This is a genomic window from Streptomyces iranensis (genome assembly GCF_017874715.1).
In the GTDB taxonomy this organism is placed as follows: domain Bacteria; phylum Actinomycetota; class Actinomycetes; order Streptomycetales; family Streptomycetaceae; genus Streptomyces; species Streptomyces iranensis.
In genome coordinates, this window is the sequence record NZ_JAGGLR010000002.1 from 254899 (window position 1) to 274211 (window position 19313).

17 protein-coding genes, 1 pseudogene and 1 riboswitch are annotated in these 19313 nt (G+C 72.1%); of the genes and pseudogenes, 8 read left to right on the forward strand and 10 right to left on the reverse strand.

Annotation, left to right across the window (positions count from 1 at the left end; genetic code table 11):
* Positions 1–23: 23 nt before the first annotated feature.
* Genes J2Z30_RS04770 through J2Z30_RS04790 form a run of 5 tightly spaced genes read right to left on the reverse strand, consistent with a single transcriptional unit; the run spans position 24 to position 5523 of the window.
* A complete protein-coding gene (locus tag J2Z30_RS04770) occupies positions 24–1277 on the reverse strand; it encodes an MFS transporter (protein WP_044578770.1) in 1254 nt (417 codons plus the stop codon).
* A complete protein-coding gene (locus J2Z30_RS04775) occupies positions 1261–2361 on the reverse strand; it encodes an enolase C-terminal domain-like protein (RefSeq protein ID WP_044578767.1) in 1101 nt (366 codons plus the stop codon). The genes J2Z30_RS04770 and J2Z30_RS04775 overlap by 17 nt, the downstream gene beginning before the upstream one ends.
* The gene (locus J2Z30_RS04780; protein ID WP_044578764.1) at positions 2358–3449 is read right to left on the reverse strand and encodes a PLP-dependent cysteine synthase family protein; all 1092 of its coding nucleotides are present in this window, start codon (positions 3447–3449) and stop codon (positions 2358–2360) included. Before J2Z30_RS04780 ends, J2Z30_RS04775 begins: the two co-directional genes overlap by 4 nt.
* A complete protein-coding gene (locus J2Z30_RS04785) occupies positions 3446–4270 on the reverse strand; it encodes a Rossmann-like domain-containing protein (RefSeq protein WP_044578761.1) in 825 nt (274 codons plus the stop codon). Before J2Z30_RS04785 ends, J2Z30_RS04780 begins: the two co-directional genes overlap by 4 nt.
* A complete protein-coding gene (locus tag J2Z30_RS04790) occupies positions 4267–5523 on the reverse strand; it encodes an ATP-grasp domain-containing protein (RefSeq protein WP_044578760.1) in 1257 nt (418 codons plus the stop codon). Before J2Z30_RS04790 ends, J2Z30_RS04785 begins: the two co-directional genes overlap by 4 nt.
* Positions 5524–5692: 169 nt before the next feature.
* Here J2Z30_RS04790 and J2Z30_RS04795 point away from each other — a divergent pair, with 169 nt between their 5' ends.
* From J2Z30_RS04795 to J2Z30_RS04820, 6 genes and pseudogenes are all read left to right on the forward strand, one after another.
* Positions 5693–7210, forward strand: coding sequence for an alpha/beta hydrolase (locus tag J2Z30_RS04795; RefSeq protein ID WP_044578757.1), 1518 nt, complete (start codon positions 5693–5695; stop codon positions 7208–7210).
* A gap of 209 nt (positions 7211–7419) precedes the next feature.
* Positions 7420–8913: an MFS transporter gene (locus J2Z30_RS04800; RefSeq protein WP_245387587.1), complete on the forward strand. Its 1494-nt coding sequence runs from the start codon at positions 7420–7422 to the stop codon at positions 8911–8913.
* A pseudogene (locus tag J2Z30_RS04805) lies at positions 8913–9459 on the forward strand (ATP-binding cassette domain-containing protein). Before J2Z30_RS04800 ends, J2Z30_RS04805 begins: the two are co-directional and overlap by 1 nt.
* A gap of 59 nt (positions 9460–9518) precedes the next feature.
* Positions 9519–10223 (forward strand): response regulator transcription factor, encoded by a 705-nt coding sequence (locus J2Z30_RS04810; RefSeq protein ID WP_044578754.1) that lies wholly within the window; start codon positions 9519–9521, stop codon positions 10221–10223.
* An 86-nt stretch (positions 10224–10309) separates the two neighbouring features.
* Positions 10310–11737, forward strand: a complete 1428-nt coding sequence (locus tag J2Z30_RS04815) for a sensor histidine kinase (protein WP_078957410.1) — start codon at positions 10310–10312, stop codon at positions 11735–11737.
* 239 nt (positions 11738–11976) lie between these two features.
* Positions 11977–12144, forward strand: a complete 168-nt coding sequence (locus J2Z30_RS04820) for a hypothetical protein (RefSeq protein WP_209468552.1) — start codon at positions 11977–11979, stop codon at positions 12142–12144.
* A gap of 10 nt (positions 12145–12154) precedes the next feature.
* Here J2Z30_RS04820 and J2Z30_RS04825 read toward each other — a convergent pair whose 3' ends face one another.
* Entirely contained in the window at positions 12155–13699 is a 1545-nt protein-coding gene (locus J2Z30_RS04825) for an FAD-dependent monooxygenase (protein WP_078957409.1), read from the reverse strand.
* A gap of 123 nt (positions 13700–13822) precedes the next feature.
* Here J2Z30_RS04825 and J2Z30_RS04830 point away from each other — a divergent pair, with 123 nt between their 5' ends.
* A complete protein-coding gene (locus J2Z30_RS04830; RefSeq protein WP_044582269.1) occupies positions 13823–14464 on the forward strand; it encodes a TetR/AcrR family transcriptional regulator in 642 nt (213 codons plus the stop codon).
* A 179-nt stretch (positions 14465–14643) separates the two neighbouring features.
* Here J2Z30_RS04830 and J2Z30_RS04835 read toward each other — a convergent pair whose 3' ends face one another.
* Together J2Z30_RS04835 and J2Z30_RS04840 are read right to left on the reverse strand one after the other, a co-directional pair.
* The gene (locus J2Z30_RS04835; protein WP_044578748.1) at positions 14644–15405 is read right to left on the reverse strand and encodes a CbtA family protein; all 762 of its coding nucleotides are present in this window, start codon (positions 15403–15405) and stop codon (positions 14644–14646) included.
* A gap of 20 nt (positions 15406–15425) precedes the next feature.
* The gene (locus tag J2Z30_RS04840) at positions 15426–15647 is read right to left on the reverse strand and encodes a CbtB domain-containing protein (RefSeq protein WP_020873239.1); all 222 of its coding nucleotides are present in this window, start codon (positions 15645–15647) and stop codon (positions 15426–15428) included.
* A 56-nt stretch (positions 15648–15703) separates the two neighbouring features.
* A riboswitch (cobalamin riboswitch) is annotated at positions 15704–15838 on the reverse strand.
* A gap of 188 nt (positions 15839–16026) precedes the next feature.
* On the opposite strand from J2Z30_RS04840, the gene J2Z30_RS04845 reads away from it, so the two are divergent.
* Positions 16027–16953 (forward strand): cobalamin-binding protein, encoded by a 927-nt coding sequence (locus J2Z30_RS04845; RefSeq protein ID WP_044578742.1) that lies wholly within the window; start codon positions 16027–16029, stop codon positions 16951–16953.
* A 191-nt stretch (positions 16954–17144) separates the two neighbouring features.
* Here the strand turns inward: J2Z30_RS04845 and J2Z30_RS04850 are convergent, their stop codons facing one another.
* Positions 17145–18431, reverse strand: a complete 1287-nt coding sequence (locus J2Z30_RS04850; RefSeq protein ID WP_044578738.1) for an alpha-L-fucosidase — start codon at positions 18429–18431, stop codon at positions 17145–17147.
* A 42-nt stretch (positions 18432–18473) separates the two neighbouring features.
* On the reverse strand, positions 18474–19289 hold the full coding sequence (locus J2Z30_RS04855; RefSeq protein WP_063791006.1) for a carbohydrate ABC transporter permease: 816 nt from the start codon (positions 19287–19289) through the stop codon (positions 18474–18476).
* Positions 19290–19313: the final 24 nt, after the last annotated feature.

Here is a 19313-nt window from a genome sequence, read left to right on the forward strand (position 1 = left end):
GCTCTCGCTCATGCCGTCCTCGCTCATGCCGCCGCGGGGACGGCCGTGTGCTGGGCGGGCAGGGTTCCGGTGCGGCGCAGCCAGGCGACGCCACCGGCCGAGGCGAGGCCGAAGGCCAGGCAGCAGGCCCAGGGCAGCCATGCGGCGCCCCCGTGCGCCCCGGCGTCCATGGCCCAGCCGACGGCCGTGTTGCCCACGGCGGCGGCGATGCCGGAGACCACGTAGAAGAGCCCGAAGTACGTGCCGGTGAGCTCCCTTCGCCCGAACCCGGGGATCAGCTCCATCACAAAGGGCTGGGCGACCATCACACCCAGGTAGAGCAGGAGGGCACCGGCCAGGACGGGCAGGGCGTACAGCGCCTTCGCCCCAGGCCCGCCGGGCGTGGCCCCCGCCACCGCCATGGGTGGCAGGAAGGCCAGGCCCATCAGCGCCAGGCCCGCGCAGATCCACCGCGCCCGGCTGCCGCGCGACTTGAGTGCATGCGTGATCCGCAGTTGGAGGCCGAGGTTGGCGAGCGTACCGACGAGGAAGACCAGCCCGGCGGCTCCGTCCCAGCCGGTGGCCTGGCGTGCCCCGGCGGGTAGCAGCAGATACAGCTGGTTTTCCAAGGCGAACATGGAGACCATGGCCAGCGAGAAGGCCAGGAAGGCGCGGTTGCCGACCACTTCCCGCCAGTCGGCGAGGACACCGCCGGGCGACGGTGTGACGGCGCGGGCGGGGAGCACCAGCGCCTGGGCGAGGGTCAGCAGCGCGAAGATGGCGGCGGCGGTGAGCGCGGAGGCGCGGAAGTCCACCAGCAGCAGGGCGCTGCCGAGCAGCGGTCCGATCAGGGCGCCGATGGTGGCGAAGACGTTGAACAGCGCGAACGCCTCCGCCTCGCGCCCGCCCGACTCCTGCGCCAGATACGCCCGTACGGCCGGGTTGAACAGGGCCCCCGCCAGGCCGCTGAGCACGGAGGCGGCGAGCAGCACCGGCAGGCCGTCACCGAGCGCGAAGAGCGCGAATCCGAGGGTGCGGACGGCGCAGCCGGTGATGATGACCCCGCGCGCGCCCAGCCGGTCGGCGGCCGATCCGCCGATGATGAACAGACCCTGCTGGCTGAGGTTGCGCACCCCGAGGACCGTGCCGACGACGGCCGCCGACATGCCCAAGTCCTCGCTCAGATGGGTGGCGAGATAGGGGATGAGCAGGTAGAAGCCGGTGTTGACGCCGAGCTGGTTGACCAGCAGCAGGCGGATCGCGAGCGGGAAGCCGCGCAGTTCACGCCACGTCTTCACGGTGCTCCCCTCCCTCGGTTCCCTCGGCCTCCTCGGCGGTCGCCCGTCGCCGCACACCGAGTCCGGGGCGGCCACTGGTCCGTACGACCCCGTCGGTGCCCCCGATGCCGGTCCACGGGTCGTGGGCGAGCAGCAGATGGCCATCGAGGTCGATCCAGCGGGCGCGGTCCGCGAGGTGCACGGCGGGCGCGAGGCCGAGGGTGCTGGCGGTCAGGCAGCCCAGCATCAGGTCGGTGCCGCTGCCCTCGAGCAGCGAGGCGATCCGCAGCGCGGCGTGGACACCGCCGCACTTGGCGAGCTTGACGTTGACGCCCTGCACCCGCCCGGCGAGACGGCGGACGTCCTCGTGGTCGACGGCGTCCTCGTCCGCGATGACCAGCAGCGGCGAGCGTTCGGCGAGCCGGGCCAGTGCCTCGGGGTCACCCGGTGCGATGGGCTGTTCGACGGCCTCGACGGCGGGCTCCAGCTCCGCGAAGCGGGGCAGCAGCTCCCGCGCACGGGCCACGGTCCAGGCGCCGTTGGGGTCGAGCAGCAGCCGGGCGGTGGGCGCGGCGGCGCGCACGGCACGTACGCGCGCCACGTCGTCCTCGGGGTCCGGGCTCCCCGCCTTGATCTTGATGACGGAGAAGCCGCTGTCGGCCAGAGACCGGGCCCGCACCGCGGCGCGCTCCGCCGGAACGATGCCCACCGTGCGGGCGGTGGTGGCGAACGGCCGCGGCGAGGAGGGGTCGAGGAGCCGGTGGAGTGCCAGGCCCGCGCGTTTGCCGCACAGGTCGAGGAGCGCCGATTCGACGGCGGCCCGCACCGCGGCCGGGCGGTGGTGGCCGGGCTCCTCCTCGCGCAGGGCGGACAGCGCGCTCTCCGGATCGGCGCAGCGAACCAGGTCCCGGGACGCCTGGTGCAGCAGCCGCTGGAGGGTGGCGGTGTCGAGGCCGTAGTACCCGCTGGTGACGGCCTCGCCATGGCCGTACTGCCCCGCGTGCTCGACGGTCAGCCATACGGCGTCGCGGGCGGCCATGGTGGAACGGGAGATCCGCAGCGGCTCGGCGAGTTCGAGGCGTACGGTGCGCTGGTCGGCTTTCACGAGGTGCTTTCCAGGATCGGGGACCCGCTGCTCAGCGGGTCGGTGACGGCGGTGCAGCGCACCCAGCCCGTGGCCTCCGTGGCGCGCGGGTGGGCGATCTGCACGGGCCGGGTGGCGGCGGTGGTCAGGTCGAGGCCGTGTGCGGCGGCGAAGTCGTCGTCGTAGACGGTGCCGAGATAGCGGTGCGGCCCGTCGGGGAAGACGGTGGCCACGACGGCTCCGGGGTGGACGCGGGCGGCCCAGGCGGCGACGAGCGCGACGGCTCCGGTGCTCCAGCCGCCGCTGATGAAGCTGCCCTTGGCGAGCGCCCGGCAGGTGGTCGCGGCCTCGGCCGGGCCCACCCAGTGGACCTCCTCGAAGGCGTCGTAGGCCACGTTGCGCGGGTGGATGCTGCTGCCCAGACCGCGCATCAGCCGGGGCCGCGCGGGCTGGCCGAAGATGGTGGACCCGGTGGCGTCGACCCCGATGAGCCGCAGCTCGGGCCAGTGCTCGCGCAGGGGCCGGATGAGGCCGGCGCTGTGGCCGCCGGTGCCGACGCTGCACACCAGGATGTCGAGATGGTCGAGCTGGGTGGTCAGTTCGGCGGCGAGTGAGGCGTAACCGGTGGTGTTGTCGGGGTTGTTGTACTGATCGGGCCAGTAGGCGTCCGGCAGCAGTGCCAGCATCTCGCGCAGCCGCGCCAGGCGGGCGGCCTGCCATCCGCCCTCGGCCGCCGGGCGGTCCACGAGCTCCAGGCGGACGCCGTAGGTGCGCAGCAGCCGCCGCATCGACGGTTCCAGCTCGGTGTCGCAGACCAGCACGATGGGGTGGCCGAGCGCCTGGCCCGCGAAGGCGAGGCCGATGCCGAGGGTGCCTGAGGTGGATTCCACCACCGGGGCGCCGGGGCGCAGTTCGCCACGTTCCCGGGCGCCGAGCAGCATGGACACGGCGGCGCGGGCCTTCATCCCGCCGGTGCCGAGCCCTTCGAGCTTGGCCCAGAAGCCGGGGTGGGGGCAGGGCAGGTCGGTGGTGATCCGGGCGAGCGGGGTACGGCCGAGCAGGGCGAGGAGGTCGCCGCCCGCGGGGGCGTGGTGGAGGGCCGGGGTCATGGGGCGCCCCCGTAACAGTGGATGGTCCCGGGGCCGCCGTCGAGCCAGAAGAACGGGTAGGGCTCGGCGCACACCGCGGTGACCCCGGCGCCGATCAGCCGTGGCAGGATCGCGCTCCCGGTCTGGGCGAACATCACCAGTTGTCTGCCGTGGCGCAGGGCGTGCTCGCGCAGCGGCTCGAAGGTGCCGTTGCCGAGCGTCATACCGGAGGCGAGCACGGCGTCGCAGTCCGCCAGCCGCGCGAGCGCGTCGGTGGCGATCGGCTCACCCCACTCCGTGGTGCCGCCCTTGAGGTCGCACGGCACATAGCGCAGCCCTCGCGAACGCAAGTCCTCCAGAAGGGAGTTGACCACTCCCACGACGAGGACGGTCCGGCCCGGCGCCAGGTCCAGCAGCCCGGCGACGGACGCGGCCCGCGCACGGGACTTCCGCAGGGAGTCGCCCGCCGCGAGGGCCACCGGCCGCGCCCCGTGGCGGGATGTGTGCGGCATCGCATGCATCAGATACGCGTCCAGGGCGGCGATCCGGACCGGCGTCAGGTCATGCCGCAGCAACCGGGCCACGTCCGCGCCGACGCAGTCGTCGATCGCGCCGTCGGGCAGCGCACCGGGCTCGACGGCGCACGAGCCGACGGCCTCGGCCAGCCGCAGGCTGAACACCTCGTTGCGGTAGCCGCCGCCGCGCCCGTCATGGCGTACGGCCTGGCGGGTGGTGAAGGCCACGGCGATCCGCAGGGTGCGCGGATCGGGCCCGAGGGCCCCGTCCAGCACCCGGCCGTGCAACTCCTCGAAGGAGGCGGCTTGTTCGGTGCGCGTCGTCATGCGACCACCACCCGCGGGCGCACCCCGGCCAGCAGGGCCTCGACACGGTCGCGGGCCCCGGTCCCGGCCGCGTCGGCCGCCATGACATGGCCGAGGTATTCGTTGTTGCTACCGGTCGCCGCGACCTGCTTGCCGGGCTCGGCGAACCGCACCTCGAGAACGTCCGGCTCCTCCCGCATCGCGTCGCCGCCCTCGATCGACACCAGCGTTCCGGCGGTGTCCGGCACCAGGAAGCCGATGGCGGCGCTGCGCAGCCCGGTGTCCAGCCGCCGCAGATCGGGCCGCCGGCCGAGGCTTACGTCCACGCAGGCGGCCGTGAGGTCGATCCCGGTGACATGGCGGACCAGTTCGGTGATGCGGTTCCCCGCGGGGCGGGGGTTGACCTCCACCACCCGTGGCCCGGCGGCGGACAGCTTGATCTCGGTATGGGCCACGACGCCGTCCAGGCCGAGTCCCTTCAGCGCGAGCAGCGCGGTCTCGCACACCGCCTCGGTGTCCTCCGGGGCGAGCGCGGCCGGGAACATGTGCCCGGTCTCGATGAACGCGGGCGCCCCGCCGACGCTCTTGTCCGTCACCCCGACCACCTCGGCCGCACCGCCGAAGGACACCGTCTCGACACTGACCTCCGGCCCGTCGAGGAGCTCTTCGAGCAGCACGACGGGGGAACGGAGCTGGCCACGGGCGTTGACGGGAAAGTCGGCGAGCGCCCGGAAGGCGTCCAGCAGCTCGCGTTCGTCCTCGACCCGCCGTACGTACATCCCCGCGCACAGATCCACGGGCTTGACCACCAGCGGATAGCCGATGTCGCGGGCCGCCTCGGCGGTGTGCGCCCAGTCGGCGCAGACCGCGTAGCGCGGCCCGGCCACCCCGGCGGCCTCGAGCACCCGCCGGGTGGCGTCCTTGCGGCAGGCGTTCCGCACGGCTTCGGCGGAGGGTCCTGGCAGCCCCAGCCGGTCGGCGATGCGCGCGGCCGTCGGCAGGTAGTAGTCGCAGGACGTGATGACGCCGTCGAAGCGCAGCGTGCCGTGGAGCCCTTCCACCAGCGGCAGCAGGGAGTCGGCGTCGTTGGTGTCGGCGGTCAGCACATGGCGGGCCGCGAGCAGCGGATGCGCGGTGCCCTCGGGCGCCGCACGCAGATAGTGGTGCAGATCGCGGGTGAGGAAGGTGAACTCGTGCCCACCCTCGCGGATCGCCCGTGGCAGCAGCCTGCTCATCGATCCGACCCAGCTTTCGACCATCAGCAGGTGGGCCACAACTCTCCTTCGTCGTAGGCAGATTGGGGGTAAACCCTCGTCGTCGGGCTGGAGGTCGGGGCAGGCCGGGGCACAGGGCGCCGCCGGGTGTCCCCGCCTTGACCACCCACCGCACACTAATCGATAATCGTTTTCATTGTCATCTGATGGTCCGAGGATAGCGAGACACATGAGCTCCCCCCAACGGCGCGCCTCGGTGGCGTGCGCTCTGACGGCGTGCGCCGCCACCCTCGTCACCGGCGCGCCCGCCCCCGCCCACGCCACTCCCCCGACCCCGACCGCGACCCCGACCCTTCGCTTCGGCGCCTGCCCGGATTCCGTACCGGACCCGCCCGCGCCGGAACACGTCGAGTGCGCCACGCTCGCCGTCCCGCTGGACTGGAGCCACCCGGGCGGCAGGCGCATCCGGGTCGCCGTCTCCCGCGTACGGGCCTCCGGGCCTCCCGCCGAGCGGCGCGGCATCCTCCTGGTGAACCCGGGCGGGCCCGGCGGACCGGGGCTGCCGTACGCCGTCACCAAGCGCGCCAAACTCCCCGAGAGCGTCCGGCGTTCGTACGACATCATCGGCTTCGACCCGCGCGGCGTCGGCCACAGCGCGCCCGCCGGCTGCGGCCGCATGGGCGGCCTCTTCGACACACCGGGCGCCGATCCCGTACCGGTCGGCCCCAGGGCGGAGCGCGCACACCTCCACTCCCTGCGGCGCATGGCGGACGACTGCGCGGCGGGGGCGGCCGGCGCCCTGCCGCATCTGTCGACGGAGCAGACCGCATACGACATGGACGCCATACGGGCGGCCCTCGGCGAGCGGCGCACCGGCTTCCTCGGTGTCTCCTACGGCAGCTACCTCGGCGCCGCCTACGCCGCCCACTTCCCCCGCCGCGTGTCCCGCATGGTGCTCGACAGCGTCGTCGGCCCATGGGAGTGGTACGACTTCGACCTGCGGCAGACCCGGGCCCTGCTGCGCCAGCGCGAGGTGTTCTTCCGCTGGGTGGCGGAGCACCCGGGGCGGTTCGGGCTCGGCGGCAGCCCCGAGGCGGTGCGCGAGGCGTATCTGCGGGTGCGCACGGGGCTCGCCACCCACCCCGTGGACGGGTTCGGCGCGGCCGCGTTCGACCGTGCCGTCTACCGCGCGCTCGGCCGCACCGAACGCTGGACGGGCCTCGCCGACGGCCTCCGCGCCTCTCTGCGCGACGGCGACACCGGCGCCCTCCGCCCCGACGAGCCCTTCGACGGCCCGGAGTCACGCAACTACGAGGCCGCCAACCGGATCGTCAAGTGCGCGGACGGCCACGCCCCCACGCCCCGCCGGGTGGCCGCCGACATCCGCCGGACGCGGCGGCTGGATCCGCAGCCGGTCCTCACCGGTATCGAGGCGTCCACCTGCGCCTACTGGCACCACCAGCCCGCCCACCGCACCCGGCTCGGCAGCCCCGGCGCCCCGCCCGCCCTGCTGATCGCCTCCGCCCACGACCCCGTCACCCCCATCGAGGGCGCGCGCCGGCTCCGGCACCGGCTGCCCGGTTCGCGGCTGGTGACGCTCCACCAGGACTACTCCCACGGCGTGTTCGCCAGCCGGGGCGATCCGTGTGTCGATGGAGCCGCCGCCGCGTACCTGGTCGAGGGGAGGCTTCCGGCGGCCGATGTGCACTGCACCGGTCCCGGCCTGCCCGAACCGGACCAGGGCTGACCGTCGACCGTTTCTGTGAGTTTCTGTGAATCACCGGCCGGTCGGCTGCCGCGACCTGCCGGTTTCCCCCGGGCCCGGCTTCCGGTTCACATCACACGCCCAGACTCGTGCAGAGCTGTCCCAGAACGGCGGATCACTGTGATGCGACGCGCCACGACTACGTCGGGCGACCGCAACCAGGTCCAGAGGGACGGAAGGAAGAGCGCTTCATGCCCAACGGCAGCATTGGCAGCGCCAGCACCAGCACGAGTGCCCGCACCGATACCGGCGCGGGACCGCTCGGCAGCGAACGGCACACGAGGTGGAACAGACCGCTCATCTCCCAGGTGGCCATCCTCATTCTGGTGAACACCATGGTGGACACCGTCGTCACCGCACCGCTCCTCGTCCTTCCCGAGATGCTCGACCACTTCGGCACCGATCAGTCGGCGTGGATCGACGCCAGCTCGCTGCTGGCGGGAGCGATGTGGGCGCCGCTGCTCGGGAAGAGCGCCGATATCCACGGCAAGCGCAGGGTGCTGGTGGGGACGTTGATCATCGCCCTCGCGGGCGCCCTCGTGTGTCTCGTCGCCCCCAACCTCTGGGTGTTCATCTTCGGGCGTCTGTTGCAGGGAGCGGCTGTGGGAGCCGTGTTCCTCACGGTCGCCCTCATCCGTGACATGTGCGCACCGGACATGGCGATGGTCGTCACGGGTGTCGTGACCTCCGGCTCCGCACTCCTCAGCATCGTCATGCCCGCCCTCTTCGAGTTCACGGCCGCGGAGTTCGGCTGGCGGAGTGTGTTCGTGGCGTCGGCGATCTTCGCGGCCATCGCGGCGGTCCTGGTGCACCGCCTCGTTCCCCAGTCCACGATCACGACGCCGGGCAAGGTCGACATCGCCGGGGCCGTTCTCCTCGGTGGCGGGCTGGCGGCGGTGCTCAGCTATGTGAGCCTCGGGTCGGAGTTCGGCTGGTTCACCGTGGGCCCGCTCGCCCTCCTCGTCGGTGGCGCCGCGGCACTGGCCCGGTGGTTCCTGGTGGCGAGCCGGATTCCCGAGCCCGTGATCGACATCAGAAACCTCGGCAGGCCACTGGTGCTCACGCTGCTCGTGGTCGTCTTCGGAACCGGCGCGTACCAGAGCATGCTCACACTCTTCGGCCTGATCGCCAAGGTCTCGGCGGATCAGGACCTCGGGTACGGACTCGCCGCCCCGGGAGCGCTGGGCCTGCTGTACGGCATACCGGCGATCGGCATCGTGCTCGGCGGCACCCTGGCGGGGGTGCTCAGCACCCGCCTCGGACCGGCCGTGGCACTGGCGGGTGGAGTGGCGATCGGAACGGTGGGAACCATCGGGATGTTCCTCGGGGACTCCGTACTCCCCCTCGCGGTCGTCTGCTCCTTCCTGCTGAGCCTCACCGCGGGAACGCTCGTGACATCCGGCTTCAACATGGCGGCGACGCTCGCACCCCCGGAACGACAGGGCGTGGTGTCCAGCATGGTCATGGTGATGGTGGCGACCGGGGCGGTGATCCTCAAGTTCGTGGGTTCGGCCGTACTCAAGTCCACCAACAGGGTCGTGGACGGAGAGACGGTGAACTCGGCCCTGGGCGTGCACGGTTACATCGCCATGGCCACCAGCGCGTTCATCGCCGCCGCCGTGGTCGTCGTCATCCTCCTGCGCACGCAGCGGCGCCGCGCACGCACCTCGGTTCTGGAGTCATGATGATCGAAGCACGCGGACTGACCAAGCGCTACGGCAAGGTGGTGGCCGTCGACGGCCTGACGTTCGCCGTCCGCCCTGGGGAACGGGCGCGGTGCTGCCCGGCCGGACGGCCCGCCACCATCTGCTGGCCCTCGCGGCCTGCAACGGCATCCCCCGTGGCCGAGTGGCGGAGGTCCTGGCGGAGGTAGGTCTTGAGAGCGTGGCCCGCCGCAGGGCCGGGACGTACTCGCTCGGCATGCGGCAGCGGCTCGGCATCGCGGCGGCTCTGCTGGGCCATCCCCCGGTACTCGTCTTCGACGAGCCGCTCAACGGGCTCGACCCCGCATCGGCCGCGGACGGCTGATCGCGGACACCGCCGTGGCGGCGTTCATCGACGCGCACTCCGGCCGTGAGGTCCTGGTGCGCGGCCCGCGGATGGATTCGCTGCGCCGGATGCTGTCACCGGCGGCGGAGGTGCGTACGGACGGCGCGGACGCCGTCATGGCAGGGTGTGTCGGGGCCCTGCTGACCGCTGCGTTCGTCGTCTTCCGCCGGCGCGACGCGTAACGGGCCGGGATGCCGGAGAGCGGACGATCGGGCGATCGGGCGAGGACGGGACGGGACGGATGACGGCAACGGAACGGCTGCTGGTGGTGGAGGACGAGCCGACGCTGCGCGAGTTGCTCTCCGCGAGTCTGCGGCTGGCGGGCTTCGCCGTGGTCGCGGTCGCGACCGGCGAAGAGGCGCTGGCCGCGGTGCGGGAGCGGCGTCCCGACCTGATCGTGCTGGATGTGATGCTGCCCGACATCGATGGCTTCGAGGTCGTCCACCGGCTGCGCGGGCAGCATCCGCTCGCCGCGGCGGGGCATCCCCCGGTGCTGTTCCTCACCGCCCGCGATGCGCCCGAGGACCGGATCAGCGGGCTCAGGGCGGGCGGTGACGACTACGTCACCAAGCCGTTCAACCTGGAGGAGTTGATCCTGCGCATCCGGGCCATTCTGCGCCGCGTCAGCGGTCGGCAGTCGGACGGCCGGCTGGTCGTCGGCGATCTGGAGCTGGACCCCGACAGCCATCAGGTGATCCGGGGCGGGCAGCCGGTGCGGCTGTCCCCGACCGAGTTCAGCCTGCTGCGCGTGCTGATGGAGAACGCCGGGCAGGTGCTGGCGAAGTCCCAACTCCTGGAGCTGGTCTGGCAGTACGACTTCGGGGGCGACGACAGCATCGTCGCCTCCTACATCAGCTATCTGAGGCGCAAGGTGGACCTGGGCGAACCGAAGCTGATCCATACGGTGCGCGGCACCGGGTACGTGCTGCGCAGGCCGCCGCGGTGAGCGGGAGCCCAGCGCGCGAGCAGCGCGGCCAGTTCTCGTGGCGCGGGCGGCTCTCGCTGCGCGGGCGGCTGCTGGCGATCGCCCTGATGCTGCTCGTGGCCGCCCTGCTCGGCAGCAACGCCCTGGCCGTCGTCCTGCTCCAGCGCGACCTGGTGCATCAACTGGACGACCGGCTCCGCACCGCCGCCACGGTCACCGCGCGCCTCACCGACCCGTCCGACATGGCGGGCGATCGGACATCGCGGGTACGCGACACCGTGGAGCAGCAGCTGACCGGCGATGTCTATCTGGCCTCCCTCGGCCCGAACGGCCGGGTACGGCAGGTCATCCGGCCCGCGGCGCACAGTGCTCCCGCCCTGCCCCCGCTCGACGCGGCGGCGGTCGGCGAGCGCGGCCGTCGGCCCTTCGAGGCCCCGGCCGCCGACGGCGGTGAGGCCTGGCGGGTGATCGCCGTACCGCTCAACGCGCCGGGGGAACAGCACAAGCAGGCCGAGGGCACCCACAGCGTCGTCCTCGCGGCCTCCCTCACCCAGGTCGACGCGACGATCAGACAGCTCGGCACCCGGATGCTGCTCATCGACTCCCTGGTGCTGGCGCTGCTCGGCGGGGCCGGGTGGTTCGCCGTACGCGCCGGACTGCGTCCGCTGCGCCGGATCGAGACCACCGCGGCGGCCATCGCGGACGGCGACCTGTCCAGCCGTGTCCCGGAGCTGGCCGCCTCCCGTACCGAACTCGGCCGGCTGGCCATGGCGCTCAACGGCATGCTGGACCGGGTCGAGGAGAGCGACGCCGCGCGGGCGGCCGCCGCCGAGCGGATGCGCCGCTTCATCGCGGACGCCAGCCATGAGCTGCGCACCCCGCTCTTCGGCATCAAGGGGTTCACCGAGCTGTACCGGATGGGCGGCATGCCCGAGCGCGCCGACGTCGACACCGCGATGGGCCGTATCGAGCGGGAAGCGGCACGGCTGGTCCGGCTGGTCGAGGATCTGCTGCTGCTCGCCCGCCTCGACGAGTACGCCGCCGCCGCGGACCTCCCCCTCCATCCCACCCCGATGGATCTGCGCACCTTGGCCGTCGACGCCCTGCACGACCTGCGCGCGCTCGATCCACGGCGCCCCTTCACCCTCACCGGCCCCGGCGGCGGGCCGCCGGGGGGCGCGCCGGTGCTCGGCGACGAGGCGAGACTGCGCCAGGTGACCTCCAACCTCGTCGGCAACGCGGTGGCGCACACCCCGCCCGGCACTCCGGTCCGGATCGGCGTCGGCACCGAGGGCGGTCTGGCGGTGCTGGAGCTGCACGACGAGGGTCCGGGGATGTCCGAGGAGCAGGCCGCCCGCGCCTTCGACCGCTTCTACCGCGTGGATGACGCCCGCGGCCGCACCAAGAGCGGAGGTGCGGGGCTCGGCCTCGCGATCGTCCGCTCCCTGGTGACGGCCCACCACGGCCGGGTGGAGGTGCATACGGCCCCGGGCGAGGGCGCCACGTTCCGCGTCCTGCTCCCCCTGGACGACTGAGCACCGGCCGTATTCGCCACCGCGAACGGGGGGGGGATGGAGCTGATCGCCGCCCGGGTCGTCCAGGGGCTGGCCACCGGCGTGGCCACGGGTGCCGCGGGCGCCGCCCTGCTCGACTTCGAGGACCCGCGTCACGCGGGGCGGGCCGCCCCGGCCAACAGCGTCACCCCCGTCCCCGGCATGGCGGCCGGTGTGCTCGTCTGGAGCCCGGCGCCACCGTCGCCCCGGCCTCCAGGGCAGTGCTGCCGCTCATCGCGCCCGGTGTCATCGCCGCCTGGGCCCTCGGCGGCTTCTGCTCCTCGCTCGGCGCGCGACTCGCCCGTCTGATCGCCCCGCACGCCCCGCACGCCACCGGCGGGCTTGCGGCGCTCGTCGCACTGACCACCGGGCACCACCGCCGGGCCTGACACCCCCGGCTCAGCGCACCTTCGTCAGCCCGTCCTCGATCGTGGCGAGCAGGGTCTCGTCGCAGGCGGCCGGGGTGTCCGCCGCCCAGCACACATAGCCGTCGGGGCGGATGAGCAGGGCTGCGGCGCCCAGGTCGTCGGCGCAGGTGGCGCGGACGAGGTCGACGCGTGGCGGGAGCCGGAGGCCGTCCGGGACAGCTCCGGCCAGATCGAGCAGAACGGCGTGGCCCGAGCCGAACAGCGCCGACAGCCGGGTGGCGCCGTCCTCGGTGACCAGGTCGGCGTCCGGCACGCGCTGCCCGGTGAGGGGATGCTCGCCGGGCAGCTCGTAGCGCAGCGAGAGGCCTGACATCAGCCCCGCGAGATGGCGGTTGGCGTCGGGCAGGCGCAGCAGGTCGATGAAGATGTCACGCAGGGCGGCCACGTCCTCGCTCGGGTTCGTGTCCGCCAGGACGCGCTGTGCCGAAGTGTGATGCAGGACCCGGGCCGCGGCCGGGTGCCGCTCGGCGTGGTAGCTGTCCAGGAGGCCGCTCGGCGCCCGGTCCTGGATGACCGCGGCCAGCTTCCAGCCGAGGTTGATCGCGTCCTGCATACCGAGGTTGAGGCCCTGGCCGCCCATCGGCGAATGGATATGGGCGGCGTCGCCCGCGAACAGCACCCGGCCCACGCGGTACTGCTCCAGCTGTCGCGTGGCGTCGCTGAAGCGCGAGGAGTTGTCCACGGCCCCGAGGGTGGTCTCCTCGCCGTACACCTCCCGCAGCGCGGTGGCGATCTCCTCATGGGTGACGGGGACGTCGCGGGCGGTGTCCACCTGGCCCTCGTGCCCGAAGGTGAAGCGGTACAGGTCGCCGCCGACCGGGACCAGCATGGCCCAGTAGCCGCCCACCTGACGGGTCATGGTGCTGATGTGCCCCATCTGCTTCGGCACCAGCGAGGAGACCGCGGTCAGCCGGATGTCGGTCAGCACCGCCTGATGGGTCCCGGCCCGCCCGGGAAACGGCAGCTCCAGCAGTTTGCGCACCGTGCTGTGGCCGCCGTCGCACGCCACCAGATAGCGTGCCCGCACCCGCAGGCCGTCCGCCGTCACGACCACGCCGTCCTCGTCCGGCTCGACCTTCGAGACGGCGGTGGAGCGCAGAATCCGCGCCCCCGCGGCGACCGCCCGCTCCTCGAGCACCTCCTCGATCTTCCACTGGGGGAGGGCGATCGGATCGTTGTGCCTGGTCCGCCAGGGGGTGCAGTCCAAGGGCACGGGCAGCATCGCGAAGTGCCCGCCCACCCAGTCACGCGGCATGGCCCGCCGCAGCATCGGCTCCAACAGCCCCCGCGACTCCAGAAGTTCGGCCGTACGGGGCTGGATCGCGCCGCCCTTCACCTGCTCGATGCGCTGGTCCAGCTTCTCCAGCACCAGGGTCTCGGCCCCGGCCAACGCCAGCTCGTACGCCAGCATCAGCCCGGTCGGGCCGGCGCCCGCGATGACGACGTCGGTCGTGCTCTCTGCCGCCTCCGCCGCCTCCGCCCTCTCTGTCGCCTCCGCTGTCTCCGTCGTCTCCATCGTCTCCATCGTCTCCGTCTCCTCCGTCGACACGGTCGCCCCTCCTCGATTTCTCGCCTCGGGCTATATGTATACCAGGTGCAGAAATCTCCTGAGGGCAATTGCTCTGCTACCGTGGGCGTCGTGGACGGCAAGCCAGGGCTGCGGGAGCGGAAGAAGCAGCGGACCCACGCGGCGATCTCCGAGGCGGCGATCACGCTCTTCCTCGAACACGGCTTCAACCAGGTCTCGGTGGCCCAGGTGGCCGAGGCGGCCGAGGTGTCCAAGCGCACGCTCTTCGCCTACTTCCCGGCGAAGGAAGACCTCGTGGTGCACCGCCTCGCCGACCACGAGACCGAAAGCGCCCGCGTCGTACGGGCCCGCCCGCCCCGCACCACCCCGCTGACCGCGCTGCGCGAGCATGTCCTCAAGGGCCTGCGCGAACGGGACCCGATCACCGGGCTCAACGACCATCCGCAGATCCTCAAGCTCACCCGGATGATCCTCGACACACCCTCGCTGGTGGCCCGGATGGCGCGGTTCAAGGACGGTGCCGAACGCGCGCTCGCGCAGGCGCTGCGGGAGACGGCGGACACCCCGGAACTCACGGCGCGGCTGGCCGCCGTCCAAATCGTCGCGGTCCAGTGGTCACTGGCACAGGACAACACCGCACGCGTGACGTACGGGGAGCCGGCCGACGAGCGCTACGCGGGTGCGGTGGCCGACGCGGAGCACGCGTTCGCGCTGCTGGAGAACGGACTGCGGCACCTGCCCCCGCGGAAGTGACGCCGGGCAGCCCCGCACGGCTGCCTCCGGAGCGTCAGGTCGCCAGGCGGTCAGGCCGTCAGGCGCCCGGCGGGAGGTGTCTCGGTGTCGAACGCGACGGGTTCGGGGGATCGGACGTGCCCTCACAACGCGAGAGGGCCCCCGGATGGCTCCGCGGGCCCTCGTGCGTCTCGGTGTGGTCAGTTCGGGGCGGCAGCCACCGCCCGGCTCTTCTCGGCCTTCGCGGGCCTGGGGTTCAGCAACCGCTCGGCGAGCTCGCCGAAGAGGAGGCCGAAGCCACCCCACAGGATCAGCTGCATGGCGAGGGCGGACAGCCGGAACCGCCACAGGACGGTGGCCGGGAAGTCCGCCGGCACCTCGTTGATGACGGGCAGGAAGGCGAACGCCGGCCCGATGACGACGGCGAAGGCGGCCACCGCGGCGACGGTGGCGTACCAGGTGCCCAGCTTCGGGGCGAGCCGCTTGCCGAGGATGGTGGCGGCGATCGCGAGGAGCACGCTGAGCACCATCATCAGGAAGTACAGCGTCGTCCGCTTGCCGATGGTGTCGCCGTTGCCGACGGCGGGCGGGTTGGCCGGGTACTTCAGGAACGGCACGACATAGACCGCGAGCAGCGCACAGCCGGACAGCAGCAGCGCGGTGGCCCGCGGGCTGAAGCGGCCGACGCGGCCGAGGGCGACGCAGTAGGCGAGGGCGGCGATGCCGCCGAACGCGATCCCGTAGATCAGCACACCGGTGGCCAGGCCCGCGGTGGACTGCAGACTACGGGAGACGATCTCGACCTCGTGCTCATGCGCGGGGGCGTGGGCCTCCTCGAAGCCGATCGCGCGGTCGACGTTCGGCTCACCGAGGAAATAGGCGGCGATCAGGGCGAGCACACCGGCACCAAGACCGGCGAGCATGCCCCGCACCAACAGGTTTCTTACTGTTGCGGAGTTCATGGGGTGCGGCGTCCCTCGCCTCAGTGGCAGGGGAAGCCGAGCAGATGGCGGGCGTCATGCACCCACTCGTGGACGCCCGAGCCGGAAACGACCGCGGTGGCGCCCTGCTCGGCGCCGACGAAGTACAGCAGGACCAGCATCAGGATGCCGAAGAAGACGGCCCAGGGAGCTATCGCCTTCAGCGGCAGCGTGGCGGGGAGGGCGGGAGTGGTGGCTGTCGGCTGCGCGACATGCTGCGCCATGGCAGTGGCCTCCTAAGGGAGTTCGCGTCCCATCTCGGTGGTGCACAGGACGATGGCTGCGGGTCTGACTCACGGAACGTCCCCTTCGGATACGTCTCGTTCACAGTGGCGCGACCGTGCCGGATTCCCACCGGCTTCCGTCAGACCATCGTCGATATCGCACCGACGGTACCGCGTGTCGGATGCCTGGCCAAGACCGGCCACCTGGTGAGACGCCTCTCTCCTGCCGGGCGGCCGGTCCCGGCAGGACGCACACGCATCACTCGTCGCGGCCGTGCCGGGGGCTGTTGGGCGGCAGGCAGTGGCCGCGGAGGCGGGTCAGCAGTTCGGAGGTCTCCAGTGTCGCCGATCTCCCGGACCGCCCGCCTACAGTCGCGGTATGCGCATCGTCTCCCTGCTGCCCGCCGCGACCGACATCGTCGCCGAACTCGGGCTCGCCGAGCATCTGGCCGGCCGGACCCACGAATGCGACTGGCCGCCGGAAGCGGTGGCGGACCTCCCCGTGGTGACCGCCACCGGCCTCGACCAGGACGCCCTCACCAGCCGGGAGATCTCCGACGCGGTCGGCGGCGCGACACACTCCGGGTCCTCGCTCTACACCCTCGACACCGAGGCGCTGGCGGCCCTGCGCCCCGATGTGGTGCTCACCCAGGACCTGTGCGAGGTGTGCGCCGTGTCGTACCGGAAGGTCAGCCGGGCCGTCCGGCTGCTGGACGCCGACACCCGCGTCCTCAGCCTGGAGCCACATACGCTCGACGACGTACTGGACTGCCTGGTGACGGTGGGCGAGCTGCTCGGCGTGCGCGAGCGCGCCGAGCGGTGCCGGGCCGACCTGCGCGACCGCCTCGAACGGATCCGTCAGGCGGTGGCGGGCCGGGCCCGGCCGCGGGTCGTGGCGATCGAATGGCTCGACCCGCTGTGGCCCGCCGGACACTGGGTCCCCGACCAGATCGCCACCGCCGGAGGCGAACCGCTGCTCGCCGCGTCCGGTCAGCACACCAGCCCGATGACCTGGGAGGCGGTGCGCGCCGCCCGGCCGGAGGTGGTGCTGGTCCTGCCGTGCGGCTTCCCGCCCGAGCGCACCCTGCGGGAGACGGACCTGCTCACCCGCCTCCCGGGCTGGACGGACCTGCCCGCCGTACGGGCCGGGAGGGTCTGGGTGCTGGACGGCCCGGCCTACTTCAACCGCCCCGGCCCACGCGTGGTGCGCGGAGCCGAGGTGCTGGCCCACGTCCTGCACGGCGTACGGGCCGGGGAGGAGGTGACGGCGGCCGAGGCGCTCCCGTTCCCGGCCCGGTCGTCATGACCGGCGGCCCGGACACCACGTCATGACGCACGTGCCGCGGGGGTCAGCCGTACGGTGGGGATCTGGAACGGCCGAGGCCGTGTCCGGCTCGGGGTACTCCTTGTGGACGTTGTCCGGGACCAGCTTCGCCATGCGGCGGCCGCAGAGGTCGATCGGGGCGGAGGTAACGCAGGGCGCGGCCCGATCGGGTGTCAGGTGTCCTGGCGCAGGAACAGTTCCACGACCGGTACCGCCACATCGGGGCGGACGACCGGCAGGGTCAGGGTCAGGGTGCCGGGCGGCTGACCGCCGAGGCCGGTGTTCTGCGCCTTGATCGACGGGTCGATCTCGCGGTACTTGATCTCGGACGCGTCGTGCAGGAGCTGCGCGTACTCGACCTTGCCCGCCAGGTCCGGCAGGTGGACATGGCCGAAGGGCCAGGTGAAGAGGTGCAGATAGAGACGGTTGCCGCGCTGGGTGTAGCGGGTGTCGACCGGGGCGCGGTGTGGGGAGGGACCGGCGCCGTGGATGGAGCGCTGGTGGCGGGACATCCACGCACCGATCCCCTCCAGCGTGGCGAGGGCGGTGGCGTCGAAGTCACCGCGTCCGGTCGGGCCGACGTTCAGCAGCATGTTGCCGTTCTTCGAGACGCCGTCGACGAGCATCCGGACCAGCAGGTCGACCGGTTTCACATTGAGGTTGTCGCGGTCGTAGCCCCAGCTGCCGTTGAGGGTCTGGCACGCCTCCCACACCACCGGCTGCCCGTCGACCTCCATGGGCCTGTCGGGCTGGTACTGCTCGGGTGTGACGAGGTCGCCGGGGATGGCGAGCCGGTCGTTGACGATGATCTCGGGCTGCAGCCTGCGGGTGAGCGCGAGGAGTTCCTCCGAGCCCCACTCCTCCCTGCCCTTGCCGTTCCACACGTCGTGGTGGTCGTCGTCCTTGTACGAGAAGTCGTAGAAGAGATAGTCGATGGTGCCGTAGCCGGTCAGCAGCTCCGCCACCTGACCGTGCAGATAGGCGCGGTAACGGGCCATGTCGCGGCCCTCGTTGAGTCGCTTGATCTCCTCCGGCGGGTCGTCGCGGCGCGGGTGGAGGCCGTCGATGACGAAGTCCGGGTGGTGCCAGTCGATGAGCGAGTGATAGAAGCCCACGCGCAGCCCCTCGGCGCGCACGGCCTCGACGAACTCGGCGACGAGATCCTTGCCGATCGGGGTGTTCTTCGAGGTGTAGTCGGTGAGCTTGGAGTCCCACAGGCAGAAGCCGTCGTGGTGCTTGGTCGTGAGCACCATGTACTTCATTCCGGCGCGCTTGGCGGACCGCGCCCACTCGCGGGGGTCGAAGAGGTCCGGTTCGAAGTGGCGGAAGTAGCGGTCGTAGTCCTCGTCCGTGATGCGTTCGCGGTTCTTCACCCACTCGTGGCGGGCGGGCAGGGCGTACAGGCCCCAGTGGATGAACATGCCGAAGCGGTCTTCGGTGAACCAGGCGGGGATGGCCATCGAGGGGGATTCCTTTCCCGGAGAGGAGGAGGCACACAGGGGTCAGCGGCCACCCAGGCCGCTGGTGACGATGCCGCGCACGAGGTGTTTCTGGAGGAGGACGAGGATGATCACGGTCGGCAGCATCGAGGTCACCGAGGCCGCCATGACAAGGCTCCACTCATTGCCCTGCTGTCCGAAGAACGCCTGGAGGCCGAGCGGGATGGTGGCGCGCGCGTTGACGTCGTTGACGATCACGAGGGGCCACAGGAAGGAGTTCCAGTAGCTGATGAAGGTGAAGACGGCGAGGACGGCGAGCGTGGGCCGGGCCAGGGGCACCATCACGCTGAGGAAGGTGCGCACGGTCCCGGCGCCGTCGACCCGGGCCGCGTCGTCGAGTTCCTGGGGAACGGTCAGGAAGAACTGGCGCAGCAGGAACGCGCCGAGCGCGGTGAACGCCCACGGGATGATGAGGGCCTGGACGGTGTCCACCCATCCGAGGTCCTGCATCATCACGTACATCGGGATGACGAGGACGTCCTGCGGGATCATCAGGGTCGCGAGGAACAGCAGGAACACCACGTTCCGGCCGCGCCAGCGGAGCCGGGAGAAGGCGTATCCGCTGAAGCAGGCGACGGTCACGTTGATGGCGGTGCCGACGGCTGCGACGAGGACACCGTTGAAGATGAAGCGGGCGAACGGCAGATAGCTGAAGACGTCGGTGTAGTTCTGCCACCGGAGCGCGGAGCCCCAGAGGGTCGGCGGCGTGGTGAAGGTGTCCGACTCGGGCTTGAGGCTCGTGGCCACCATATAGATGAGCGGCGCCATGAAGGCCAGGGCGATGAGGCAGAGGATCACATAGCCGATCGCGTGCCGCATCCGCGGTGCCGCTCCCGTCGTCCG